The organism is Micromonospora lupini, from assembly GCF_026342015.1.
Classification (GTDB): domain Bacteria; phylum Actinomycetota; class Actinomycetes; order Mycobacteriales; family Micromonosporaceae; genus Micromonospora; species Micromonospora lupini_B.
Genome location: NZ_JAPENL010000002.1, coordinates 1311608 through 1335985, shown reverse-complemented (window position 1 = coordinate 1335985; position 24378 = coordinate 1311608). Strand labels below are relative to the sequence as shown.

The window sequence follows — 24378 nt, the reverse complement described above, 5'->3', positions numbered from 1 at the left end:
GGTGTAGCCGTTCGCTGGAGATAGTACGGGAAGATCGTGTCACAGAACCGACCGAAATATTCTCCTCCACAGGCTGGGGACCGCGTTTCAGCAGCTCAGAGGCTTGTGGCTGAGAATTCCCCAACCGTTGTCCACAGCCTGTGCACACCCTGCGCACATGCTCGTCCACCGGTGTCCACAGGTTGTCCCGAGGCTCGTCCACCGGGCTTGTTGAGTCGCTGACCTCGGGGTCCGTATGGTTGGCCCTCGACCGCCGGCGATGGCCCCCGATCGACCGGCCTGGTCGGAGGAGAACTGTCGTACCCCAGCGGTAGAGCTGGGACCGGATCCGACGCAGTGGAGGGGGGACCGGTGTCGGTCACCGACGACAGGCGCGCGGAGTCACGGCCCGGCGGCGGCCAGCCGCCCGTGCAGCGGGACGGCCAGTTCGACAAGACACCACCCCAGGACGTCGCGGCCGAGCAGTGCGTCCTCGGCGGCATGCTGCTCTCCAAGGACGCCATCGCCGACGTCGTCGAGATCCTCAAGACCAACGACTTCTACCGACCGGTGCACGCCACAATCTTCGACGTCATCCTGGACATCTACGGCCGGGGTGAGCCGGCCGACTCGATCACCGTGGCGGCGGCGCTCGCCGACTCCGGCGACCTCGTCCGCGTCGGCGGCGCGCCCTACCTGCACACACTCATCGCCAGCGTGCCCACCGCCGCGAACGCGGCGTACTACGCGCGGATCGTCAGCGAGCGCGCGGTGCTGCGGCGGCTGGTCGAGGCCGGCACCAAGATCGTGCAACTGGGCTACGGCACCGCCAACGGTGGCAGCCGCGACGTCGACGACGTCGTGGACCTCGCGCAGCAGGCCGTCTACGACGTCACCGAACGGCGGGTCAGCGAGGACTTCGCGGTCCTGGCCGACATGCTCCAGCCGACGCTCGACGAGATCGAGGCGGTGGGTGCGCAGGGCGGGATGATGACCGGCGTGCCGACCGGCTTCACCGACCTGGACCGGCTGCTCAACGGCCTGCATGCCGGCCAGCTAATTATCGTGGCGGGCAGGCCTGGTCTCGGCAAATCGACCGCTAGCATGGACTTTGCCAGAAATGCTGCCATTCGCGCCAACCAGGCTGCTGCCATCTTTTCGCTGGAAATGAGCAAGGTCGAGATCGTCATGCGACTGCTCTCGGCCGAGGCACGGGTGCCACTGCACGTGCTGCGCAGCGGGCAGCTCTCCGACGACGACTGGACCAAGCTGGCCCGATGCATGGGTGAGATCAGCGAGGCGCCGCTGTTCGTCGACGACACCCCGAGCATGAACCTGATGGAGATCCGGGCGAAGGCCCGCCGGCTCAAGCAGCGACACGACCTCAAGATGATCGTGGTCGACTATCTCCAGCTGATGACTTCGCCGAAGCGCACCGAGAGTCGGCAGCAGGAGGTCGCGGACCTCTCCCGTGGCCTGAAGCTGCTCGCCAAGGAGGTCGAGTGCCCAGTCATCGCGGTCAGCCAGCTGAACCGTGGTCCCGAGCAGCGCACCGACAAGCGCCCGCAACTGTCCGATTTGCGGGAATCTGGGTGCCTCACGGCTGATACCCGGCTGATACGGGCGGATGACAATAGCGAGATCACGCTCGGTGAGCTGCTCGCCAACAGCGCGAAGGACATCCCGGTCTGGGCACTGGATGAGGGCCTTCGCTACACCCCGCGCACCATGACCCACGTCTTTCCCAGTGGTACCCGCGAGGTCTTCCGTTTGACCCTCGCCTCGGGCAAGCGAATTGACGCCACAGCCAACCACCCGTTCCTGGCATTCACCGGATGGGTGCCCCTGGGTGAACTTTCGCCGGGAGACCGCATCGCCACGCCGCGACACCTGCCGCCTCCCATGGCCGTCCGGCCGTGGGACGACGCCGAGGTCGTCATGTTGGCGCATCTCCTCGGCGATGGTTCCTTCGTGCGGCGGCAGCCGATCCGGTACGCGAGTTGCGATGAGCTGAACCTCCAGGCTGTGACGGACGCGGCGAAGCATTTCGGGATCAGCGCCGTGCGTGACGACTATCCGGTGGCGAGAGTGACCACGCTCCGCCTGCCCGCTCCGTACCGACTGGCGCGTGGTCGGCGTAACCCGATCGCGGAGTGGCTGGACAGCCTGGGGCTCTTCGGCCTCAGAGCACACGAGAAATTCCTTCCCCCGCCTCTCTTCAGCCTGCCGAAGGAGCAGATCACTAGATTCCTGGGCCACCTGTGGTCGACGGACGGGTCGGTGACCGTCAACAAGTCAGGTCGCGGCGGACGCGTCTACTTCGCGTCCACGAGCCGACGTTTGCTTGAGGACATCTCTCGACTGCTCCTGAGGTATGGCATCACGGCCCGGCTGAAGAACGTCCCAGTGGTGGGTCATCGTCCGCAGTACACACTCGACATCTCCGGCCGCGACGACCAGTTGAGGTTCCTGCGCGAGATTGGCGTCCACGGGCAGCGGTCGGAGGGCTGTACCGCTCTCCTTGCCTCGCTGGAGGCGACGGAGAGCAACACAAACGTCGACACGGTGCCGCGCGAGGTGTGGGCCAGGGTCAAGGAGATCCTGGTCGAGCAGGGGATGACCCATCGCGAGTTTGCGAAGGCGATCGGCACCCAGTTCTGCGGCAGCACCCTCTGGAAGCATGCGCCCAGCCGCTCCCGGCTGGCGGCGATCGCTGGCGTCCTGGACGCTGCCGACCTGGACCTGCACGCCACCAACGACATCTTCTGGGACTCGATCGTGTCCATCGAGTCGATCGGTGAGCAGGAGGTGTTCGACGCGACAGTGCTTGAGAAGCACAACTTCATCGCCAACGGCATCGCCACCCACAACTCGATCGAGCAGGATGCCGACGTGGTCATCCTGCTGCACCGTGACGACTACTACGACAAGGAGTCGCCGCGGGCGGGAGAGGCGGATTTCATAATTGCCAAGCATCGGAATGGGCCGACCGACACGGTGACTGTCGCGGCCCAGCTGCACCTGTCCCGCTTCGTCGACATGGCCATCGGCTAAGGCGTACCGGAGCACCCTACCCGAGCAGGGGGAACCAGCCCGCCGCCTCACCCAACTCCAGTCGGTCCCGGTCGCTGAGCGGGATCCTGCCGGTGGCCTTCAGGAGAAACTCGGTGTCGTCCCATGCGGCGGGGCGGACCGCGTCGTCGCTGAGCAGGCCGTCCATAGTGGACACCGCGACCCGTACCGCCAGTGGGCCGGGTGGAGGCGCGTCCGGCATTTCCGCCGTCAGGTCCAGGTGGTGTACCACGGCCTCGGTGGTCAGGGTGGCCAGGAGATCCGGTACGCGGAGCACGTGCCCCTGCGTGGTGACGTACCCCTCGGGGTCTGCGGAGGAGGCGGCACGGACCGCCGCCGGGGCGGTCTCTTCCCAGAGCCGGACGATGCCTGTCGGCCGGTCGAAGGCGGACGCCGACCGGCGAACCCACCAGGCGTGCCGAACGGCCCCGTCAGCGCCGCCGGGGAAGCCGCGCCAGTAGGACACGTCGTCGGTGTCGGCGGGGCCGTCGACGGGGCTGGCCAGGGCCACAAGTGCCCGCTGGGCGTCGCCGAGCACGTGCAGCAGCAGGTCCGCCACGAGCCAGCCCTGGCAGCGGGTTGCGCGTTGCAGGTGTGTGTCGTCCAGGCCGCCGACCACCGCCGTGATGCCGTCGTACGCCTGGGCGAGGGCCTCGTCCGGCCGGATCTCGGTCATGCGATGCAGCCTCGCATGAGGCGCCCCGGCCGCCAACCATCGACGGCGTGGTGCTGCGCCCGGCCGCACACGAGACGTGCGAACTGCGACGACTGACATGCCTCTGAGTCCCGGGACTCAGAGGCATGTCGCCTGGGATGACTCCGCCGGAAGGGCTCAGCCGAACATCTCGTCGAGGAAGCCCTTGCGCTTCTTCTGCCGGTAGTGGCCGTGGTAGCCCTGGTGCTGTTGCTGATGGCCGTAGGCAGGCGCCGGCGGGTAGCCGTGGACGGGCGGCGGGGGCGGCGGCGGGGGGACCGCGCCGTAGCCGGGCTGGTGCGGCGGCGGGTAGCCACCCGGCTGCTGCTGGACGGGCTGCTGCGGCGGGCCGCCGGCCTGCTGGCGGCTCCAGTTGGCCTCTGCCTCGAACAGCTTCTCCAACTCGCCGCGGTCGAGGAAGATGCCCCGGCACTCCCCGCACTGGTCGATGACGACACCGCTGCGCTCATATTGACGCATTTCGCCGTGACACTTGGGACAGGTGAGGCTATTCATCACCCGACGGTACCTGGTCGAGCTAAGCGGTTGCTGTGAGCGCGTCGACGACCTCGTCGTCGGAGACCTCGTGGAAGTCGTCGTAGTAGACGCTCACCGCGCCGAAATCCGGCGGGCGTTGGGCGCAGACGACCTGGTCGGCCTCGGCCGCCAGCAGCTCGTACGCCTCCTGCGCGCCGACCGGCACGGCCACCACCACCCGGCGGGCGCCGAGCCGGCGGACGACCTCGACGGCCGCGCGGGCGGTGGCGCCGGTGGCCAGGCCGTCATCGACGATCACGGCGACGCGCCCGGCGAGGTCCAACTGTGGGCGACCGCCCCGGTAGAGCCGCTCGCGCCGCTCCAGCTCAACCTGTTCGCGCTGGCTGACCTCGGCGATGTCGTCGCTGCTGAGGCGGCTGGCGATCGCGTCGTTGAGCACCTGCACCCCACCCGGGCCGAGCGCGCCGAAGGCGACCTCCCGGGCCCAGGGCATGCCGAGCTTGCGGACGACCAGCACGTCGAGTGGGGCGCCGAGCCGTTCGGCGACGACCCGGGCCACCGGTACGCCGCCGCGGACGAGGCCGAGGACGACGGCGTCCGGTTCGCCGACCAGGGCGTTGAGCCGCTCGGCGAGCACCCGGCCCGCCTCGGCGCGGTCGCGGTAGGTGGTCATGCCTTCAGGTGTACGCGGTGCGGCGACGTTCCGCCCGCCGGTTAGACCGATGTGGCCCGACCGGGCAGAGGGTCGGGCGCCGGAGTGGTCGGTGCGGTGTCGGGGCGGTGCAGTGCGGGTGCCCAGGTGAGCAGGGCCAGCGGGTACAGCAGGTATCCGAATCGGGTGGAGGGCATCAGCGCGATTGCGGCGAGGAGTCCGTACCCGCAGATCATTGCGGTGGCGGCGGCGGTGCCGGGCGGGCGGCGCGCGAGTCGGACGGCGATGGCGGCTCCGGCCGCGACAAGCAGGGCGGCGGCGATCAGCCGGCCGCCGGGCAGCGTGGCGGCGATCAGTTGCCCGGGGAACGGGGACTGCGCCGGGCTGGTGACCAGGCCGTGCCCGAGCGGGAAGCGCAGGACGTTCTCGGTCAGCGCGTCGCGGTCGACGAGCAGGGCCGGGAGCAGGGCGGCGACGGGCAACCCGATCGCGCCGGCCGCGACGCGGGCGCCGGCCCGCCGGGTCAGACCCCAGACGATCAGGACCAGGGCGATCGGCCAGGCGAACAGCTTCAGCGCGCCCGCCAACCCGACCGCGAGGCCGGCCCGGCCGGGCCGACCGGTGGCGGCGAGTGCGAGGGCCAGCAGGCAGAGCGCGAGTACGGGCATGTCGTCGCCGCCGGTGGCGAGGGTGAGCGCGCAGATGGGCAGGACTGTGGCGGCCTGCACGCCCCGCAGCAGCGCGGCGTCGGAGCGGTGCGCCCCGAGGAGAGGCCCGCCGACGGTGCCCGGCGCGGCGCGCAGGGCGGCCACGGCCAGGGCGAGCGCCAGCGCGGTGCCCACCGCAAACCACACCCGGGCGTCGGTCCACCAGGTGTCGGCGAGTGCCCGGGGCAGGCCGAACAGCGCCATACCGGGTTGGTACGGCGTGTAGCCGAGCAGTTGGTCACCGGCGGGCAGGGCGGCGATCGCGTCTCGACCGAGGTACGGCGTGCCGTGTTCCAGCAGGCGGATGCCGGCCTGTTCGACGACCAGCACCTCCTCCTGCGCGCGGTCGGTGCGTCCGGTGGCCCGCTCGACGCTCTGCCAGAACGCGGGTAGCAGCGCGGTGCTCACCCAGGCGAAGCCGGTCACCGCCCAGCGGGCCGGAAGGCCGACGAGTCGGGACGCCGGGCTGCGCCGACGCCTGAGGAGTTGGACGATCACGGTCAGTGTCGCGATCAGGTAGCCGACGGCGGCGACCGCGCCCCAGGCGCGGTGCGGCAGCAGGGTCGACGTGACCGCGGTGATCGCCGCGAAGAGGGTCGAGACGGCGTAGAGGCCCAGGTCGAGTGCGAGTCCGTCGGCGGCGGTGTCGAGCGTCCGCCAGCGGTGGCGGCGGGCGGTCGGGGCGTCGGCGATCACGGGCGCCAGTCTGGCAGACCTCGCTGGTCACCCGGTCGTCCGCGGGGTTCCGGCCGGCCTCGGTCACACCGGCGGCGGCCGCTCTGCTTCCCGTGGCGGTCCCGGTGCGAGGCTTCTCGTGGTGGTGCTGGCGCGAGGCTTCTCGTGGCGGTGCCGGTGCGAGCGGCGGTGGAGCGTTGCCGGGCGGCGTGTGCGGTCAGGCCGGGAGGTGCGGAAGGCGGTCGGGGCGGGAGCGTCCAGCCTGGCGGCGGCTCTGGCTCAGCCGGATCACCGCGCCGGTGTCGTGCAGCGGCGGCGCCAGGGTGCCGGGTTGGCCCCCCGACCCGCGCTGCAACGCGGCGAGCAGGGTGCCGGCGGGCATCGGCCGGGCGAAGAGGTGCCCCTGGCCGGCCACGCAGCCCAACTCCCAGAGGGCGCGTCGCTGCGGCTCGCTCTCCACGCCCTCGGCCACCACCGCCAGGTTGAGGCTGCGGCCCAGGTCGAGGGTGGAGCGGATGACGGCTGCGGCCTCGGCCGAGCTCTCCATTGTCGTCACGAAACTGCGGTCGATCTTCAGCTCGTGCACCGGGATCCGGGAGAGCAGGGAGAGCGACGAGTAGCCGGTGCCGAAGTCGTCAAGCGCCAACCGCACGCCCTCGTCGCGGAGCCGGCTGAGCACCCGGTCGACCACGTCGAGCTGGCTGAGTGTCAGCGTCTCGGTCAGCTCCAGCACCAGTCGGTCCGGCGGGAGGTCGTGGGCACGCAGCCGGGCCAGCACCGAGCCCGGAAAGCGGGCGTCGAGCAGGCTGCGCGGCGACACGTTTACCGCGACCGGTACGTCGAAGCCGGCGTCGCGCCAGTTGACCGCGGCGATCAGTGCCTGGTCGAGGATCGCCTCGGCGAAGGCCGGCAGCATTCCCGAACGCTCCACCGCCTCCAGGAAGCGCAGCGGGTCGATCAGCCCGTGGGTGGGGTGGTGCCAGCGGGCCAGCGCCTCCGCGCTTGTCACCTCGCCGGTGCCCAGGTCGACGATCGGCTGGAAGTTGACGATGAACTCGTGGTCGGCGACGGCGCGGGGCAGGTCACCGCCGAGAGTGAGGCGGCTCAGGTCAGCGGTGTCCCGGGTCGGGGCATACGTGGAGATGCGCTGCCCGGCCCGTTTCGCCTGGTACATGGCGACGTCCGCGCGGCGCAGCAGCTCGGCCATGCCGCCGCTGGCCGGTGCGACGGAGATTCCGCCGCTGGCCTCGACGCTGATGCGCATGCCGTCCAGCTCGAACGGCTCGTGCAGGGCGGCGAGCAGCGTCTCGGCCCGGTGCGCGGCCACCGCGGGGGCCGGCAGCCCCCGCAGGAGTACGGCGAACTCGTCGCCGCCGAGGCGTGCCACCAGATCGCTTGACTGGGCGGCGCGTCGCAACCGGTCGGCGACCTGGACCAGTACCTGGTCGCCGGCGGCGTGGCCGAGGGTGTCGTTGACCTCCTTGAAGTGGTTGAGGTCGATCAACACCAGAGCGGTGACCCCGTCCGCGTGCCGGGCGCTCAGATGCTCGGTGCCCTGGTCGAGGAGGTGCCGCCGGTTCGCGAGGTTGGTGAGCGCGTCGTGGGTGGCGGCGTACGCGTGCTCGTCGGCGACGCGGGCCAGTTCGGCGTACGCCTGGGCGTTGCGAACGGCCGTGCAGAGGGCCGAGGCGAAGGTGCGCAGCGTGTACTGCTCCCGCTCGGAGAGCTGCACCGGCCCACGGAAGCGCAGGCGCAGGATGCCGACGTCGACGGAGCGGTCGTGGCCTTCCAGCGGGGCGGGCACGATGGTGCCGTCCACGTCGGTGGACGTGCCGGTCGGTCCGTCGAAGGTGATTCCGCCGGTGCCGCCGCGAACGGTGCGGCCGCCGTCGCGTAGCTCGATCTCGACCTCGTCGGCGGAGAACAACTCGGCGGCCTGGGTGACGGCGGTGGTGAGCACGTTGTCCAGGTCGACCACGTTGAGCGCGTCGGTGGTGCGGGCGAGCCGCTGCCACGCCTGTTGCTCGGTGCGCGTGCGAATTCTTGTCGAGTAGGCCAGGTGCAGACTGACCACGAGCGGTGGGACGGCCAACAGGAGCTTGAGGTTGGCGTCGAGGATCAGCAGCGTACAAACCGCGACCATGAACCGTACGGCGAAGCCGGCCATACGGAGGTCGAGATTGCTTCGGAACTGCTTCGAGATCTTGGTTCTGGATGCCAGCGCGATGACCGGGATGGCCAACGCGTCGTCCAGGAGAGCCGCGACCAGGTAGGCCAGCGTCATCGGCATGATCAGGGCGACGAGGTTCTCGGGCGGCCAGTTCCAGGTCGTCATCGCCAGGGTGATGCCGGCACCCCAGGCCACGATGACGTTCTTTCCCATGCTGAAAGCCAGCTTGATCGGCGTCTGACGGCGTGCGGTGAAGGCGATGCCGACCGCGGTGCAGAGCACCACCATCGAGGCCGGAGCGATGGCGAGGCCGATGATGATCGCGGTTTCGGTCCAACTGATCGAGTGGGTGGTGGAGCGGATCCGCACCCTCGCTTTGACCATCGTGCCCAGCGCGATCGTCGCGGTGAGCACGACGAGCACCGCGACATCGTTCATCGTGGCGGTCCGTGCGGAGTGCACTGCGACAGGCAGGGACGCGGCGGTGATGACTGCCGCCACAACGACGACGAGACCGACGAGCAGCCGTAGCCGCCGATCGGTCTCAATCTCTCGTCGCTGAGGAAGGGTCATACCACCCCCGAAGAACTGCCTCCGCCGTGTTCGTAGCCTACCGGCCGGGACTCACGCACGTCCCAGTCGACTTGTCAGTCCCACTCGCTGCCGCGCATCGCAATGCCCCTTCCTCTTCTCGTGCCATTCGGTGACCTGCCTCTGGGGAGGTCTTCGTATGAATGGCAGCTTAAGAGGAGGATGGTCAGCTTAAAAGAAATATATGTCGGTATGCGCAATATTAGTCAAGATAGAGCGGCTTTGCTACGTTCTGTCCATCACGACTAAACGGAGTGCGGTCGGGGGCTTGCGGGCGCCGACTTCCAGGTGGCGGTAGGTAACTGCGTACCTTATCCCTGTTCATCATCGTGTTATTCGTTGAGTCTGGATGGCTTTCGGGGGTTGTTTCATCCGAAGTTTGGGTAGCGCGCGGCGCGGGTCGGGCAAACGTGCGGGTTTGCGGCGTGACAGAGGCCGCAGCGGACAACGCGTGACAGTCGCGTCGCGGCACGTGGCGGTGCAACTTGCTGTTGCCACGATGCGTTCGCGACGACCGGCCGGCTGCCTTTCGCGGGATTCCCCATCTGCCCCCGGGCTGTTCCGGTGCGCCACTCAGGCGCTGTGGCGTCGAAGAGGGGGCCGTAGACTTCGTTGCGTGATCGAATGAACACCGGCGACGGCTGGAGCGGGGCACGTGGAGATTGAGGTGCTGGGCGGTCTTTCGGTGCGACTGCCGACTCGCAGTTTGCGCCTTGGCACACCCAAACAGCAGGCGATCTTCGCGATGCTTGTACTTCAGCCGGGTCGACTGGTGCCAGTGGACGATCTCGTTGACGAGTTGTGGAGTGATTACCCACCGCGATCAGCGGTTGCGAATGTGCTGAGCTATGCCGCCAATCTGCGTCGGACCTTTGAGTCTTTGCCGTCCGGCGGCTGCGCCGTCGTGCGACAGCGGAACGGCTATCGGCTTGACGTACGGCCTGAGTTGATCGACGTTTTCCGCTTCGAGTCGGACCGGAGCGCGGGTCGGGAGGCCCTTGCGGCTGGCCGTCTTGATCAGGCTCGGGATTTGCTTAGTCGCGCGCTAGCTCGTTGGCGCGGTCCGATGCTCGCCGGCATCCCACTTGGGCCTGTGCTGACCGCCCGCGCGGTGGCCGCCGGAGAAGAGCGCCTGGTCGCCACGGAACTCCTCGCCGAGGCGCAGTTGCGCTCGGGCCGTGACGACCTGGCGATTCCCTTGTTGAGGGAGGTGGTCGCCCGGCACCCGCTCCGCGAGTCGGCGTACGTCCTTCTCATGCGGGGCCTGTACGAACGTGGGGACACCGCCCAGGCGCCCCCCGCGCGCCGGGCGCCGCCGCCGAGCGCCCTTCGTCGTACCGCACCGATAGGCTCACGGCCGTGACCGAACCCGCGCAGCTCAGCCACGTCGACCGTGCCGGCGCGGCCCGCATGGTCGATGTCTCCGCCAAACCGGTGACCGGCCGGGTGGCCGTCGCGGCGGGCCGTTTGCGCACCACGCCCGAGGTCGTCGACCTGCTGCACCGCGACGGGTTGCCCAAGGGTGACGCGCTTGCGGTGGGGCGGCTCGCCGGCATCATGGGGGCCAAGCGCACTCCGGACCTGATCCCGCTCTGCCACCCGATCGCCCTGCACGGTGTCACAGTCGACCTGCGGCTCACCGCGGACACGGTGGAGATCACCGCCACCGCTCGTACGGCGGATCGGACGGGCGTCGAGATGGAGGCGCTCACCGCGGTCGCGGTCGCCGGCCTGGCCCTGATCGACATGGTCAAGGCGGTCGATCCGGCGGCGTCGGTGGAGGCGGTCCGGGTGCTGCGCAAGGAGGGCGGCAAGACCGGCGAGTGGGTCCGGCCGGAGGATCGGCAGTGATCCGGGCCCGGGTGATCGTCGCGTCCAACCGGGCTGCGGCCGGCGTCTACGCCGACACCAGCGGCCCGCTGCTCGTCGCCGGTCTGCGCGAGTTGGGCTGTCAGGTCGACGAGCCGGTGGTGGTGCCCGACGGCGAGCCCGTCGGCGTCGCCCTGCGGGACGCCCTCGGCGACGGCGTCGACGTGGTGCTGACCAGCGGCGGCACCGGGGTCACCCCGTCCGACCGGACGCCCGACGTGACCCGGGCTCTGTTGGACTACGAGATCCCCGGCATCGCCGAGGCGATCCGGTCGCACAGTCGCGAGCGGGTGCCCACCTCGGTCCTGTCCCGGGGCCTGGCCGGGGTGGCCGGCCGGATGCTTGTGGTGAACCTGCCCGGCTCGACCGGCGGCGCCCGCGACGGGTTGGCAGTGCTCGGGCCGATCCTCGGGCACGCCGTCGACCAGCTCCGCGGCGGCGACCACTGATCGGTCCGCGGCGACCACCTGCCGGTCCGCGGCGACCACCTGCCGGTCCGCGGCGACCACCTGCCGGTCCGCGGCGACCACTGATCGGTCCGCGCCGGCGACCACCCGCCGGTCCGCGCCCAGGCCCGGCGGGCGTCGGTCCGTCCCGATAGGCTCGGTAGGTGAGCACGGAAACCGCACCGACCGCGGACCGGGTCGCCGCGCCCCCGCCGGCAGGGTGGGAGGAGGCGCGGTCCCGGGTGTACGCGGTGGGTCTGGCCGCCGCGCTGCCTGCCGTCGCGCGGCCGCTTGTCGACACCGACGGGCTGACCCTGGCCGAGCCGCTGACCACCCGCACCGACCTGCCCGCGTTCCCCACCTCCAGCGTGGACGGCTGGGCGGTCCGCGGCACCGGGCCGTGGCGCGTCGTCGGGCGGGTGTTGGCCGGCAACACCCCGGCGCCACTCGCCGAGGACGGCACGACAGTCGAGATCGCGACCGGCGCGATGGTGCCCGAGGGCGCCACCGCTGTGCTGCGCATCGAGGAGTCCACAGTCACGGGCGGCCTGGTCAGCGGCACGCCCCGGCCGACGCCTGAGTGGCGGCAGCCGGGCGAGGAGGCGTACGCCGATGAGGAACTTCTGCCTGTCGGCACGCCGATCGACCCGGCGGTGATCGGCCTGGCCGCCTCCTGCGGGCACGACACGCTGCGGGTCCGGCGGGCGCCGCGCGCCGCGTTGCTGGTGTTCGGTGACGAGTTGCTCACGGCCGGTCCGCCCGGGGCGGGCCGCGTGCGCGACGCGCTGGGCCCGGCTGTGCCCGCGTGGCTGCGCCGGTACGGCTGCCACGTCCGCCCGTCGGACGTGGTGGGCCCGGTGGCCGACACGCTGCCCGCACACGTGGCGGCGGTGCGCGCGGCGCTCACCAACGCCGACCTGGTCTGCACCACCGGCGGCACGATGCACGGCCCGGTCGACCACCTGCACCCGACCCTGGAGGCGTTGGGCGCGGACTACGTGGTCAACACGGTGGCGGTCCGCCCGGGCTTCCCGATGTTGCTCGCCCGGCTGGCCGATCACGACGGCCGGGTCCGGTTCGTCGCCGGCCTGCCGGGCAACCCGCAGTCCGCCATCGTCGCGCTGGTGTCACTTGTCGCGCCGCTGCTCGCCGGGCTCCAGGGTCGCTCGATGCCGGTGTTGCCCCAGGCCACGCTTGCCGAGGCGGTGCCGGGGCGCGGCGACCACACCCATCTGGCGTTGGTCCGACTGGACCGTGCCGCCGGCACGGCGTACCCGGTGCGGCACGTGGGTTCGGCGATGCTGCGTGGTCTCGCGGGCGCCGACGGGTTCGCCGTCATCCGACCGGGCACCAACGGAGGCCCGGGCGACCGGGTGCCGATCGTCCCGTTGCCGCTGCTGTCCGGGGAGCGGGCGTCGTGACCGCGCCGACGATCACCGTCGTCGAGGTCACCGACCAGCCCCTCGACCTCGCCGCGCACGAGGCGGCGGTCGCCGACAGGCGGGCCGGGGCTGTCGTCTCCTTCAAGGGCGTCGTGCGCGACCACGACCACGGGCGTCAGGTGGTGAGCCTGGAGTACGAGGGGCACCCGAGCGCCGCGCAGGTGCTGCGCGAGGTGGCCGACGAGATCGCCGCCGATCCTGACGTCTACGCGGTGGCGGTCTCGCACCGGGTCGGGCCGTTGGCCATCGGGGACGTGGCGCTTGTCGCCGCGGTGAGCACGGCCCACCGCGCCGCGGCCTTCGCCGCCTGTGCCCGGCTCGTCGACGAGGCCAAGGCCCGGTTGCCGATCTGGAAGCGCCAGGTCTTCGCCGACGGTGGCGAGGAATGGGTCAACTGTCCCTGACCGTTCAGCGGCGGCCGTTGACCACCACGGCTCGGGCGAGCCGTTCGCCGTAGAACGCCGGCTCGGCGCCGGGGCGCCAGGGCAGCGCCGCGACCAGCACGATCAGGGCGAGTGCCAGCGAGTTCTCCATAAGCGCCCCGAACAGACCGTCCTGGTAGTGCGACACCTCCGGCAGTTGGTGCTCGTACGGCCAGATGGGGGAGATCAGGAAGAGCAGATAGAGGCCGAGGGCGGCGACGCCGTGCCGGAACCCGGTCAAGGTGGGATACCAGATCGGCGGGCGAAGACCGCTGAGCCCGCTCAGACCACCGAATGCGCTGCCCTGGCCGGTGCGCTGCCCCAGACTCCTGCTCGCCTCCCGTCGCCGGACTGCGGCGTCGGCCAGCACGATGATCGCCGGGATCACCCAGACGAGGTGGTGCGTCCAGGAGATCGGGCTGATCACGTTGGCGGTCAGCCCGACCAGCGTGAACGCGGTCAGCTCGTCACCGTCGGCGCGTGAACTGGCCGCACGGGACAGACCCACCGCCAGGATCAGCACCGAGAAGGCGAGCCAGAGCAGCCCGGGAGTCTCGATCGAGTCGTACAGCCGGGCGAGCAGGCCGGCGAGCGACTGGTTAGGCGTCATGTCGGCCGCGCCGACCCGCTCGGTCTGCCAGAGCACGCTGCCGAAGTACGTCCGCGACTCGTCGCCGACGATCGCGAAGGTCCCGATCGTCACGCCGATGGTGGTGCCGATCGCGGTGGCCGCCACCCGCCACTGGCGGGTGATCAGCAGGTAGGCGATGAACAACGCCGGAGTGAGCTTCACCGCCGTGGCCAGGCCGATTCCGGCGCCCGCCCAGGCGCCACCGTAGACGAAGCGCAGCAGCGGGCCGTCGGTCGCCGCGTAGTGGGTGCCCCGGCGCGAGCGCCAGCGCAGGCCGATCAGATCCGCCATGATCAGTGCGAACAGCAGGAGGTTGACCTGGCCGTAGCCAAGCGTCTCCCGGCTGGGCTCGATGGCGAGCGCGAGCGGCACCGCCAGGGCCACCGTGAACCACAGTGGCCAGGCCAGCCGGTCCACGATGGGGCGGAGCAGCCCGGCCAGCACCAGTGTCAACGCCGCGATGCTGGCGAGGGCGTTGACCATTCCCGCCGCCTCGATCGGCAGCTGCGCCATGGGCAGCATGACGAGCCCGGCGAAGGGCGGGTAGGTGAAGCCCAGGGTGGTGCCGGGCGCGATGAACTCGTACAGCTCGTGACCGCTCGCCCACCACGCCACCGCACCATGGTAGATCTTCATATCGAAGAAGTTGTACGGTCGCCCGAACTCACCGATGGCGAGCCATGCGGCGTAGGCGACGGCGGCCACGATGGCACCCCGTACGACGTTCCTGCGATCGATCCCCCGCGTCATGCGTTGAACTGGGGCGAGGCGGTCCGCCCGTCTACCGACAGCCGTCGGCATGGCGTGGCCACCCCCGTACCAAGGTCGTCCTACCCGTCCAGGTCCTGCACGGAGCCTAGAACGGCGCCTCACGTCAGTGCCTCCCGCGTTATGCGACCGTGTCCGATCCCACACATGTTTTTGACATTTCCACCGCGTTAACGCCTACCGGGTGGTTCAGGTAATTCGTGGCCTTAGCGGGGGGTGGGGGTGACACCGAAGCAGATAGACGCAGGTCAGCCGGGGAGTCGACGTGCGGTGGCCGCTGACCGGACGGCGATCCGGGCCTCGCGGCGGGCGGTGCGGACGGCGCGCTGCACGGAACGTCGAGAGTGGCCGATGCGGTGGCCCGTACGCCAGCGGATACCCGGCTTGCCACCGTTGTCGGCGGCGGCGAGCAGGAGACCGCCGAAGAGCCCGAGATTCTTCAGGGTGTGGATCTCGTTGTTGTTCTTGGCGATGGGGTCGTCGTTGTTCCAGAACGGATGCCCGGCGACGGTCACCGGCACCAGCGTGCCGGCGAGGATCAGCGCGGCGGGCCGGCTGAACCGTCCGGTGGCCAGCATCAGCCCGGCACCGACCTGCACCGCCGCGTTGAGCCGGATCAACGTCTCGGTCTCGGTGGGGAAGTTCGGGTGCGCCATCTTCAGCATCGGCGCGACCTTGTCGGTCACCGGTTTGGCGGCCACGGTGAGCCGGCCGGGGTTGCGGAGGTTGCGATACCCGCTGACCACGAAGATGCCGCTCAGCATGGCGCGGGCGAGGGAGCGTACGGGCGTCATGGATCAGTCATACCCCGTCGCGGCGTTTGCTACCCCGGCAACCGCCGGATCCGGATCGGTCGGTGTGCACGTGCGCCACGCCGATTCGAGCGACCATCGCTGATGGACGGCCCGTCACGGGTAACGTCGCGCGGGTGACGACGCTGCGGCTCCGCCCCGAAGGCCCGGCCGACACCGGCCCGGTGCGTCGGGTGCTGGCCTCGGCTTTCGCCCGCCCGGAGGTGCAGACGCCGCCGGAGGTGGAGCTGGTCGACGACCTGCGCGGCACCGACGCCTGGGTGTCCGAGCTGGCCATGGTCGCCGAGTACGGCGGTGAGGTAGTCGGATACTCGCTGCTCACCCGGGTGCGGGTGCGACCCGATGGAGGTGCCGTCGCACCGGCCCTGACGCTCGGTCCGGTGGCGGTCGCGCCGCACCGGCAGCGGGTCGGTCATGGCAGCGCGGTGGTGCAGGCCGCCCTGGACGCCGCCACCGAGCTGGGCGAGCGACTCGTCGTGGTCCTCGGTGACCCGGCCTTCTACCGCCGCTTCGGCTTCGGGCCGGCCACCGAGCTGGGTCTGACCAGCCCGTGGGCCGGGCTCGGGGAGCCCTGGCAGGCGCTGGTGCTGCCGCCGTCCACCAGCGAGGAGGGGCCACCGCCGCGTGGCGAGGTGGTCTTCCCGGCACCCTGGTCCAGGGTCTGAAACGTCGGCGGGCGCGGCGCTCAGGTTGGCTGCGTGCGTAGGTACCGGCCGAAGTGCGGAACGGTGAAGGCCACCGTGCCCCGCTCGCCCGAGTAGATGAGCCCCTTCTTGATCAGCGCGTCCCGGGCCGGGGAGAGGCTGGCCGGCTTCCGGCCGAGGGCACGGGCGATCTCGGCGGTGGGCACGGCGGCGTCCATGTCGTCCCGGACCGCGCCGCCGGACTCGCCCTCCACCAGGGACAGCGTGGCCATCACCCGCATGTACTCGCGCTCGGCCGGGGTGGCTCGCTCGAACCGGGAGCCGAAGAAGCCGACCGCCAGCTCGGCCTCGGCCTCCGGGGCGGCGACCCGGACGTCGGCGGCGGTGATCGGCGACCGCGGCGCATGATCCCAGGTCGCCTTGCCGTACGCCTGGACGAAGTACGGGTAGCCGCCGGACTTCTCGTAGAGCAGGTCGAGCGCCTTCTGCTCGTACTCCACCTCCTCGCGCTCGGCCGGCGCGCAGAGCGCCTGGTCGGCGGCGATCCGGTCGAGCCGGTCGATGCGCTGGTAGCGGAAGAGCCGCTCCGAGTACGACTTGGCGGCGCTCAGCACGGCCGGTAGGTGTGGCAGCCCGGCGCCGACGACGATCAGCGGCGCACCGATCTGGGACAGCTCGTGGCAGGCGGCGCAGAGAGCCGAGACGTCCTCCGGCCCCACGTCCTGCATCTCGTCGATGAAGACCGCAATGCCGGTGCCCACATCGCTGGCCACGGCGGCGGCGTCGCTGAACAGCTCGACCAGGTCGATCTCGATGTCGCCGGAGTCGGCCCGGCCACTCGCGGCGGGCACGTCGATGCCGGGTTGCCAGCGGTCGCGCAGCTTCGACGGAGCGCCGGCGCGGCCGGTGGGCGCGGACCGCTGGGCGAACGCCTTGAGCACCCCGAGGAAGGCGTCGATCCGGTCCGGGGCGCGGTGCCGGGGGGCGAGTTCACGGACCGCCATGTGCAACGCCGCGGCGACCGGGCGGCGCAGTGACTGGTCCGGGCGGGCCTCGATCTTGCCGCTGCCCCAGAGTCGATTGATCGCCTGGGACCGCAGGGTGTTGAGCAGGACGGTCTTGCCGACGCCGCGCAGGCCGGTGAGCATGAGGCTGCGCTCGGGCCGACCACGGGCGATGCGCTCCAGCACGATGTCGAAGACGTCCAGTTCCCGCCCCCGCCCGGCGAGTTCGGGCGGGCGCTGGCCGGCGCCCGGGGCGTACGGGTTGCGGACCGGATCCACGCATCGCAGAATATCGGGCCCTCTAGCTGCGAAGCTAGATATGGATAGATGGGGCTATCGGCGGGTTGCAGCAGTCGACACAAAACTAGGGCTGTCTAGCGTGGACGCTAGACAGCCCTAGTTTGCGGAAGCGACTACCGCTTCTTCAGGCAGAGCACGTAGTCGAGCACGTCGATCGTGTTGTCGTGCACGTAGTTCGCGGTCGCCTGCGGCGCGAGCGTCTTGCACCGGTCCCCGTCGGTGGTCGCCGGGATGCGCAGCAGCACCTGGTAGGTGTTCGGGCCGCACGGCACCTTGCGCAGGTCCGCGTCGTCCTCGCTGCCGTCGTTGACCACGCAGTCACCCTTGGCGAACTCCTCCTCGTCCGGGGACGGCAGGTTGGGGCTCGGAAGGTCGCTGGGCAGGACCGGCGGGACGACGGGTGCGCTCAGCGACGGGGTGGGCGCGGCAGAGTCACTGCTGTTGTCGGCCGCCTTCCACACCGCCCAGCCGACGAGGCCGAGGCAGGGGCAGACCAGGAGCAGCACCACAAGCACGACGATGAGGGCGATCTTCCCGCCGCTCCTCTTCGCCGGCGGAGCCGGTGGCATGCCGTACGCGCCGGGTACCGGTGGAGCCGGTGGCATGCCGTACCCGCCCGGCGCCTGCGGGGACCACGGCGCCCCCGGCTGGCCGGGGGTGGGTCCGGCGGGCGGGAACGGCCCCGGTGGCGCGTCCCACTCCGAGGGCTGCTGCGGCGGACCCCACTGCGCCGGCTGCGGCGGCGGGCCCCACTGCGGGGCCTGCGGCGGCGGACCCCACTGCGGCGGCTGTGGCGGCTGCGGCGGACCCCACTGGGGGACCGTCGGGTCGACCGGGGACGGGCCGTCGGGGCCGACGGGCGGGGGCTGGTACGGGTCGTCCGGCTGCCCGGAACCCGATGATCCGTAGGTCGTCATCTCATCCCCAGGGGTGGGTGGTCAGCGCTGCTTCAGGCAGAGGACGAAGTCGAGGGTGTCCAGCTCGCTGTCGAAGAAGTACCAGTTGGTGTAGCCCTCGACCTTGGCGCACTTCGCCTCGGCGTCGCGTTCGCCGCTGGTCGCGCCGTCGATCCGCCGCAGCACCTCGTACGACTTCGCCGTGCAGCCGCTGATCAGCAGCTTGGGCTTGCCGCCGGCCGCCCCGTCGTTACGCACACACTGGCCGACCTTGACGAAACGCGGGTCGGCCGACGACTCCGGCGCAGCGGCGCTCGGCACCGGCTCGGCCGGCTCGGTCACGTCCGCGCTGGGCTCCCCGACACCTGCCGAACCGGTCGGCGCGGCGACCGGGGCGACCGGGTCGTCGGACCGGCCGAGGAACCAGTACGCGCCGCCACCGGCCAACGCCAGCAGCACCACGACGGCCACCACCGCGATCAGCGGGCCCTTGCCGCGCCTCGACGGGCCGGGCGAGGGCTCGCCACCGTACGGGCCGCCGTCGGGCCGGTAGGGCTCCCCGCCGTACGGAGGGTTCGCCTCGGCCGGCCGGTACGCACCACCGTAGGGCGTCCCGGCCTCCCCGCCGTAGTGTCCGGCGCCGTAGGGCGCGACGGCCGGCTCGCCGCCGTACGGGGCGCCGGACGGCTCAGCCCCGTAGGGTGCCCCGCGCTCACCGCCGTACGAGGGCCCGCCACCGTAGGGCCTGGCCGGTGCGCCGCCGTACGGACCGTCGCCGTAGGACCCCTGTCGCTCCTGCGGGGCAGGCGGGTAGGACTGCACCGTCGGCGGGTAGGGCTCGGGGCTCGGCGGATAGGGCTGCTGCGGCGGCCGGCCGGGCGTCTCGTCGGGCCGCTGCCCACGCCACGGGCCTCGGAAGCCCTCACCCGGTGGTCCGTAGTTCGTCATGCCGCCCTCCTGCACATGTGGTGAGAGGCCGGCCACCAATGCGCGACGCCGACTCCGAGGTCACCGTAGCGTGGTCCACCGATGAGCTCATCTCCACCGAGCGCCGCCGCCCTGTCCGGCCGCCGCGCCGCCGCCGCGCCAACCCTGGTCTGGACCGCGTTGATCGTGGTCTACGTGCTGTGGGGCTCCACCTATCTGGCCATCCGGGTCGCTGTGGAGACGCTGCCGTCGCTGCTGTCGGCAGCCCTGCGGTTCGCAGTCGCCGGCCTGGTGCTGGCGGTGGTGCTGCGCCTGCGCCGAGGGCCGGGCGCGCTTCGGGTGCAGCGTCGACAACTCGGGTCCGCCGCGCTTGTCGGTGTGCTCCTGCTCGCCGGTGGCAACGGCCTGGTGGTGCTCGCCGAGTCCGGGCCGCCCGGGGTGGCGGTGCCGTCCGGAATCGCGGCTCTGCTGGTGGCGACCGTGCCGTTGCTCGTGGTGCTGCTGCGCTCCGCCACCGGGGACCGGCCCGGGGTCTGGACGTTCGCCGGGGTCACGCTCGGCTTCGTCGGGCTGGTGCTGCTGGTGCTGCCCGCCGGCAGCTCGGACGCGGTGCCGCTGGTCGGGGCGTTGACAGTGGTGGCGGGAGCCGTCACGTGGTCGGTCGGGTCGTTCCTGTCGGGACGGATCCGGATGCCCGGCGATCCGTTCGTCGCGACCGTGTACGAGATGCTGGCCGGCGCGCTGGCGCTGGCCGTCGTCGCCGCCGCCCGGGGCGAGCTGGGCGAGTTCCATCCGACGACTGTCAGCACCCGGTCCTGGCTGGCGTTGGGCTACCTCATGGTGGCCGGCTCGCTGGTGGCCTTCACCGCGTACGTCTGGTTGCTGCAGAACGCGCCGATCTCGCTGGTCTCGACGTACGCGTACGTGAACCCGGCGGTCGCGGTGGGGCTCGGGGCGCTGCTGGTGGCCGAGCCGATCACCCCGCGGGTGCTGCTCGGCGGGGCGGTCATCGTCGCCGGGGTGGCCCTGGTGGTGACCACCGAACGCCCCCGCCGGACGGGCACGGGATCACGATCGGGGACCGCGTCGACGGGGGACCGGCGGTAACGTCCGGCTCATGTCGGCCGCTGGGCTGGTGGGGGTGGCGTTGCTCGGTGGGGCGGTCGGTGTCGTCGTACCCTCACTGGCCCGGCGCTTCACGATCACGCCTGCTCGGCTGCGGCGCGGCGCCTGGCTGAGCCCGCCGGTGGCGGCCGTGGTGTTCGTGGGGCTCGCCGTCGCGCGGGGTGACGACCCGGCGCTGCCGGTCCTCCTCGCGGTGGCGGCGGTGGGGCTGGTGCTGGCACTGGTCGACCTGGCCTGTCTGCGGCTGCCCGACCCGCTGGTTCTCGTCGCCGGGTTGCTGGCCCTCGCGGGTCTGAGCGCTGCGGCACTGCTGGCCGGCACTCCTGCCCGGCTGCTCGGCGTGCTGGGGGGTGCGGCGGTCGCGGGCGCGGCGCACGTGCTGCTGGCCCTGCTGCCGGGGTCTCGGCTGGGCTTCGGGGACGTGAAACTCGCCGCCGTCCTCGGCCTGCCGCTCGGCTGGTTGGGGCGGGACGCCCTGCTCACCGGGCTGGTTTTGCCGCATCTGCTGCATGGTGCCCTGGTCCTCGGCCTGCTCGCGGCGCGGCGAGTCCGCCGCGACGCCCTGCTGCCCGTCGGCCCGGCGCTGCTCGCCGGCGCGTGGCTCGCCGTGCTCCTCGGCTGACCAGGCCGGAACGCGTGGCCGCTGACTGCCGCCGCGCTGCCGGGCCCAGGGCCGGACAATCACCGTCAGTGACCTCGCCGGTGGCGCTCGTCGGCACGAGCGCCATACCTCACAGTCATAGTTATGACTGTGAGGTATACCGCTCGTCGGCATGAGTCGGCCCGAGCGCGCCACGCCGACGGTCGCCAGCCGTCACGGGGCTCAGATCAGGCGGAGTTGGCGGTCCTTCGGGCGGCGTGGTTCGGTCTCGCCGAACCGCTCGAACAGGCCCGGGTCGATCGCGGCGAGGAACGGCGACGGCGCGCAGTCGCGTTCCGCGCCGTGCCTGATGCGGCGGGCGGCGTGGCTGACGTACAGCCGGTCCTGGGCCCGGGTCAGGCCGACGAAGAAGAGCCGGCGCTCCTCGGCGACCGCGTCCTCGTCGGGTGTCGAACCCGGCCAGCGCAGCGGAAGCAGCCCGTCCTCGACCCCGACCAGGAAGACCACCGGGAACTCCAGGCCCTTCGCGGCGTGCAGGGTGAGCAGCGTGACCGCCTCGGCGCGCGGGTCGAGCGCGTCCACCTCCGCGCCGGTGGCCAACTGGGACAGGAACGTCTCCAGGTCGTCGCCGCAGCGGCGGGCCAGCGGGGTCAGCAGGTCCACCGCCGAGCGGACGTCGTCCGGGCGGACCGTGCTGCCCGTGCCGTCCAGGGTGGGCACCGCGAACCGCTCCGCGACCACCTGGCCGGCCAGCCGCACCCGGGCGGCCAGCGAGCCGGCCAGCCCGTCGGCGTGCCGCAGCTCGCGGGCGATGGCCGCCACCCCGGGCCGGTCCCGCAGGCGGTCGTGCGAGCGCTTCTGCACCGGGATGTTGGCCCGGGCCAGGGCGTCCACGATCGGGGCGGCCTGCGCGTCGGTGCGGTACAGCACGGCGATGTCGGAGAACGACAGCGAGGTGGACCGGCCGTCGATCCGACCCGAGTCCAGCGAACGGTGGGACAGGCCGCCGACCAGCTCGTCGACGGTACGGACCACGAAGTCGGCCTCCTCGGCCACCGACGCCGCCGGGTAACGCCCGACGAGCGGGGCCTCCGGGTCGAGCCGCGCCGGGTCCAGCCGCCGGCCGCGGACCAGCGAGGATTGCGCGATGGCCTGCACGGCGGCGGCCAGGATCGGCGCCGACGAGCGGTAGTTGCGGTTGAGCCGGACCAGCCGGGCGTCGGTGAAGTCCTGCGAGAAGCGCAGGAAGTAGCCGACGTCGGCACCCCGGAACGAGTAGATCGCCTGGTCCGGGTCGCCGATCGCGCAGAGGTTGCCGTCGGCGGGGCTGAGCAACTGCAGCAGCTCGTACTGCACCGCGTCGACGTCCTGGTACTCGTCGACGAAGATCCACCGCCAGCGGTCCCGGTACCGCTCGGCAAGCGTGCGGTCGGCCCGCAGCAGCTCCACCGGAAGGCTCACCAGCTCGTCCAGGTCGACCAGGTCCTGCTTCCGTAGCAGCGCCGTGTAGGCGGCGCTGTCGTCGCCCGCCTCCGAGCGAGCCGCGGCCCGCTCGGCGTCGTCGGCGATCCGGAACCCGGCCGGCAGGCCCGCGGCGTCGGCGTTCTCCCGCAGGATCGTCAACCCCAGCGCGTGGAACGTGCCCACTGTGACGTCCTCGGCGACCGGGCCGAGCAGACCGTCGAGGCGGTGCCGCAGCTCCTCGGCCGCCCGTCGGGTGAACGTGATCGCGAGGCAGTGCTCGGGGAAGACATTCAGCTCCGCGCACAGGTACGCGATCCGGTGGGTAAGCGTCCGGGTCTTGCCGGTGCCCGGGCCGGCCACGATGAGCAGTGGCCCGCCGGGCGCGGATGCCGCCACCCGCTGCATGGCGTCCAGCCGGTCCAGCAGGCCGGTGCCGACCTCCTCCATGCCGGAGAGCATCGGCTCGAACGGTTCGTGCGGTGACGGCGGCGAGGCGATCGGTGGCGCGGGCGTGGGGGCCGGCTTGCGCTTCGGCTCCGCCCTGGCCGCCGCCGGACGCTTGGCCGTGGCCGTGGCCGTGGCCGTGGCTTTGGCCGCCGGCTCCGTGGGCCGCCGCTGCGCCGGCACGGGTACGTCGAAAAGCGTCTCCTGTGCCGCGCCAGCCCCCGTGCCCAGCTCCGCCGGGTCGAACAGGGTGATCACCCCGTACTCGCCGTCGTAACCCGGCACCCGCCGTACGTCGCCGCGCCGCAGCCGCCCGATCCCCTCGGCGAGCAGTTCGCCGCCGGCCTGCGCGATGTCGGACAACGGGGTCCTGGTCAGGATCTCCAGCTCCGGGCCGAGCGCGGCGAGCAGCTCGTTGAGTCGGCCCTCGACCCTCTTCGAGCGGGCGCCCACCTTGTTGATCTCGCCAAGGATCTCGGCGAGCGGCACCAGGTGGGTGACGTCCCGGGCGTGCGCCGGCCGGTGCCCCTCGGGGCGGTCGGCCAGCTCCTCGATCCTGCTGAGGACGCCCACGGTGAGGGGCTTGCCGCACTCGGGGCAGCGCCCGTCGGCGGCCCGGGTGCGCTCCGGGGTCCAGTTGACCCCGCAGAGCCGGTGCCCGTCCGCGTGGTACTTGCCCTCCTCAGGGAAGAACTCGATGGTGCCGGCCAGGCCGTCGCCGGTACGCAGCGCCTCGCGAACGGCGAAGTAGTTCCGCTCCGCGGTCAGCACTGTCGCCTCCCGGCCCAGGGCCGGCGGCGAGTGGGCGTCCGAGTTGGAGACGAGCTGATAGCCGTCCAGGCTGCCGACACGCCAGTTCATGGCCGGGTCGGACGACAGGCCGGTCTCCACGGCGAAGATGTGCTCGGCCAGGTCGGCATAGCAGTCGGCGATCGCGTCGAAGCCCGACTTCGAGCCCAGCGCGGAGAACCACGGCGTCCAGATGTGCGCCGGGACGAGATAGCCGTCCGGGCTCGCCTCCAGGGTGATCTCCAGCAGGTCCCGCGAGTCCAGGCCGAGGATCGGGCGGCCGTCGGAGCCGAGGTTGCCGATCCGGCCGAGCGCGGTGTTGAACCGGGCCACCGACTCCAGGTCGGGCAGGTAGATCAGGTGGTGGACCTTGCGGGTCCGGTCGTCCCGCTTGTAGATGGTGGAGATCTCCACGCTCAGCATGAACCGGACCGCGTCCGCGTCGGTCGTGCCGGCGAGTCGCGGCGGCAGCCGGCGGGCGATGTCGCGCTCCGCCTCCGGGTCGAGCCGGTAGAGGCCCGGCTCAGCCGGCCGCAGCGTCTCGGTCAGATGGTCGTACCAGGCGGGGTGGGTGAAGTCGCCGGTGCCGAGCAGGGCGATGCCCTTGCGTCGCGCCCACCATCCGAGGGTCGGCAACGTCAGGTCACGGCTGCACGCGCGCGAGTACTTCGAGTGGATGTGCAGGTCCGCGACGAATGGCGGGAGGCCACCGGGGGGTACGGCGCTGAACGGGGGCACGCCGCATCCTGTCACGCC

The 24378-nt window shown here is 71.6% G+C and carries 19 protein-coding genes and 1 pseudogene; 9 read left to right on the top strand and 11 right to left on the bottom strand.

Annotation, left to right across the window (positions count from 1 at the left end; translation table 11 throughout):
• Positions 1-336: 336 nt before the first annotated feature.
• Positions 337-3033 carry a replicative DNA helicase gene (locus tag OOJ91_RS21075; protein ID WP_266247398.1) on the top strand — a complete coding sequence of 899 codons (2697 nt, stop codon included), beginning with the start codon at positions 337-339 and terminating at the stop codon, positions 3031-3033.
• A 16-nt stretch (positions 3034-3049) separates the two neighbouring features.
• Here the strand turns inward: OOJ91_RS21075 and OOJ91_RS21070 are convergent, their stop codons facing one another.
• The 5 genes from OOJ91_RS21070 to OOJ91_RS21050 all read right to left on the bottom strand — a co-directional run bounded on the left by OOJ91_RS21070 (position 3050) and on the right by OOJ91_RS21050 (position 9020).
• On the bottom strand, positions 3050-3727 hold the full coding sequence (locus OOJ91_RS21070) for a maleylpyruvate isomerase N-terminal domain-containing protein (RefSeq protein WP_266247396.1): 678 nt from the start codon (positions 3725-3727) through the stop codon (positions 3050-3052).
• A gap of 156 nt (positions 3728-3883) precedes the next feature.
• Positions 3884-4261, bottom strand: a complete 378-nt coding sequence (locus OOJ91_RS21065) for a zf-TFIIB domain-containing protein (RefSeq protein WP_266247394.1) — start codon at positions 4259-4261, stop codon at positions 3884-3886.
• 22 nt (positions 4262-4283) lie between these two features.
• The gene (locus OOJ91_RS21060; RefSeq protein ID WP_266247393.1) at positions 4284-4916 is read right to left on the bottom strand and encodes a phosphoribosyltransferase; all 633 of its coding nucleotides are present in this window, start codon (positions 4914-4916) and stop codon (positions 4284-4286) included.
• Between the two features lie 41 nt (positions 4917-4957).
• A complete protein-coding gene (locus OOJ91_RS21055; protein ID WP_439117122.1) occupies positions 4958-6295 on the bottom strand; it encodes a glycosyltransferase 87 family protein in 1338 nt (445 codons plus the stop codon).
• A 199-nt stretch (positions 6296-6494) separates the two neighbouring features.
• Positions 6495-9020: a putative bifunctional diguanylate cyclase/phosphodiesterase gene (locus OOJ91_RS21050; RefSeq protein WP_266247389.1), complete on the bottom strand. Its 2526-nt coding sequence runs from the start codon at positions 9018-9020 to the stop codon at positions 6495-6497.
• Between the two features lie 673 nt (positions 9021-9693).
• Between OOJ91_RS21050 and OOJ91_RS21045 the strand changes: the two genes are divergently transcribed.
• The 5 genes from OOJ91_RS21045 to OOJ91_RS21025 all read left to right on the top strand — a co-directional run bounded on the left by OOJ91_RS21045 (position 9694) and on the right by OOJ91_RS21025 (position 13199).
• On the top strand, positions 9694-10401 hold the full coding sequence (locus OOJ91_RS21045; protein ID WP_266247387.1) for an AfsR/SARP family transcriptional regulator: 708 nt from the start codon (positions 9694-9696) through the stop codon (positions 10399-10401).
• Complete coding sequence (moaC, locus tag OOJ91_RS21040; protein WP_266247385.1) at positions 10398-10889, top strand: cyclic pyranopterin monophosphate synthase MoaC; 492 nt, start codon at positions 10398-10400, stop codon at positions 10887-10889. Before OOJ91_RS21045 ends, moaC begins: the two co-directional genes overlap by 4 nt.
• The gene (locus OOJ91_RS21035) at positions 10886-11356 is read left to right on the top strand and encodes a MogA/MoaB family molybdenum cofactor biosynthesis protein (RefSeq protein WP_266247384.1); all 471 of its coding nucleotides are present in this window, start codon (positions 10886-10888) and stop codon (positions 11354-11356) included. Before moaC ends, OOJ91_RS21035 begins: the two co-directional genes overlap by 4 nt.
• Positions 11357-11517: 161 nt before the next feature.
• Complete coding sequence (locus OOJ91_RS21030) at positions 11518-12774, top strand: molybdopterin molybdotransferase MoeA (protein ID WP_266247382.1); 1257 nt, start codon at positions 11518-11520, stop codon at positions 12772-12774.
• The gene (locus OOJ91_RS21025; RefSeq protein WP_266247380.1) at positions 12771-13199 is read left to right on the top strand and encodes a molybdenum cofactor biosynthesis protein MoaE; all 429 of its coding nucleotides are present in this window, start codon (positions 12771-12773) and stop codon (positions 13197-13199) included. Before OOJ91_RS21030 ends, OOJ91_RS21025 begins: the two co-directional genes overlap by 4 nt.
• A gap of 4 nt (positions 13200-13203) precedes the next feature.
• On the opposite strand, the gene OOJ91_RS21020 is transcribed toward OOJ91_RS21025, so the two are convergent.
• Positions 13204-14649 carry a glycosyltransferase 87 family protein gene (locus OOJ91_RS21020; protein ID WP_266247378.1) on the bottom strand — a complete coding sequence of 482 codons (1446 nt, stop codon included), beginning with the start codon at positions 14647-14649 and terminating at the stop codon, positions 13204-13206.
• A 215-nt stretch (positions 14650-14864) separates the two neighbouring features.
• The gene (locus OOJ91_RS21015) at positions 14865-15410 is read right to left on the bottom strand and encodes a DoxX family protein (protein ID WP_266247377.1); all 546 of its coding nucleotides are present in this window, start codon (positions 15408-15410) and stop codon (positions 14865-14867) included.
• A gap of 134 nt (positions 15411-15544) precedes the next feature.
• Between OOJ91_RS21015 and OOJ91_RS21010 the strand changes: the two genes are divergently transcribed.
• On the top strand, positions 15545-16093 hold the full coding sequence (locus OOJ91_RS21010; protein ID WP_266247375.1) for a GNAT family N-acetyltransferase: 549 nt from the start codon (positions 15545-15547) through the stop codon (positions 16091-16093).
• Positions 16094-16113: 20 nt separating this feature from the next.
• Here the strand turns inward: OOJ91_RS21010 and OOJ91_RS21005 are convergent, their stop codons facing one another.
• From OOJ91_RS21005 to OOJ91_RS34420, 3 genes and pseudogenes are all read right to left on the bottom strand, one after another.
• Positions 16114-17355: an ATP-binding protein gene (locus OOJ91_RS21005; RefSeq protein ID WP_266247374.1), complete on the bottom strand. Its 1242-nt coding sequence runs from the start codon at positions 17353-17355 to the stop codon at positions 16114-16116.
• A gap of 134 nt (positions 17356-17489) precedes the next feature.
• Positions 17490-17945: an LppU/SCO3897 family protein gene (locus OOJ91_RS34425; protein WP_323178579.1), complete on the bottom strand. Its 456-nt coding sequence runs from the start codon at positions 17943-17945 to the stop codon at positions 17490-17492.
• A gap of 369 nt (positions 17946-18314) precedes the next feature.
• Positions 18315-18821, bottom strand: a pseudogene (locus OOJ91_RS34420) (LppU/SCO3897 family protein); the annotation flags it as partial.
• Positions 18822-19301: 480 nt separating this feature from the next.
• Between OOJ91_RS34420 and OOJ91_RS20990 the strand changes: the two are divergent.
• Positions 19302-20306 carry an EamA family transporter gene (locus OOJ91_RS20990; protein WP_266247369.1) on the top strand — a complete coding sequence of 335 codons (1005 nt, stop codon included), beginning with the start codon at positions 19302-19304 and terminating at the stop codon, positions 20304-20306.
• Between the two features lie 10 nt (positions 20307-20316).
• A complete protein-coding gene (locus OOJ91_RS20985) occupies positions 20317-20946 on the top strand; it encodes a prepilin peptidase (protein WP_266247368.1) in 630 nt (209 codons plus the stop codon).
• A gap of 201 nt (positions 20947-21147) precedes the next feature.
• Here the strand turns inward: OOJ91_RS20985 and OOJ91_RS20980 are convergent, their stop codons facing one another.
• The gene (locus tag OOJ91_RS20980; protein WP_266247367.1) at positions 21148-24360 is read right to left on the bottom strand and encodes a UvrD-helicase domain-containing protein; all 3213 of its coding nucleotides are present in this window, start codon (positions 24358-24360) and stop codon (positions 21148-21150) included.
• Positions 24361-24378 lie beyond the last annotated feature (18 nt).

Coding starts and splice junctions, on each gene's coding strand:
- OOJ91_RS21050 (WP_266247389.1), bottom strand. CDS start 9,020: ATGACCCTTCCTCAGCGACGAGAGATTGAGACCGATCGGCGGCTACGG.
- OOJ91_RS21065 (WP_266247394.1), bottom strand. CDS start 4,261: ATGAATAGCCTCACCTGTCCCAAGTGTCACGGCGAAATGCGTCAATAT.
- OOJ91_RS20990 (WP_266247369.1), top strand. CDS start 19,302: ATGAGCTCATCTCCACCGAGCGCCGCCGCCCTGTCCGGCCGCCGCGCC.
- OOJ91_RS34425 (WP_323178579.1), bottom strand. CDS start 17,945: ATGCCACCGGCTCCGCCGGCGAAGAGGAGCGGCGGGAAGATCGCCCTC.
- OOJ91_RS20985 (WP_266247368.1), top strand. CDS start 20,317: ATGTCGGCCGCTGGGCTGGTGGGGGTGGCGTTGCTCGGTGGGGCGGTC.
- OOJ91_RS21060 (WP_266247393.1), bottom strand. CDS start 4,916: ATGACCACCTACCGCGACCGCGCCGAGGCGGGCCGGGTGCTCGCCGAG.
- OOJ91_RS21070 (WP_266247396.1), bottom strand. CDS start 3,727: ATGACCGAGATCCGGCCGGACGAGGCCCTCGCCCAGGCGTACGACGGC.
- OOJ91_RS21020 (WP_266247378.1), bottom strand. CDS start 14,649: ATGCCGACGGCTGTCGGTAGACGGGCGGACCGCCTCGCCCCAGTTCAA.
- OOJ91_RS21015 (WP_266247377.1), bottom strand. CDS start 15,410: ATGACGCCCGTACGCTCCCTCGCCCGCGCCATGCTGAGCGGCATCTTC.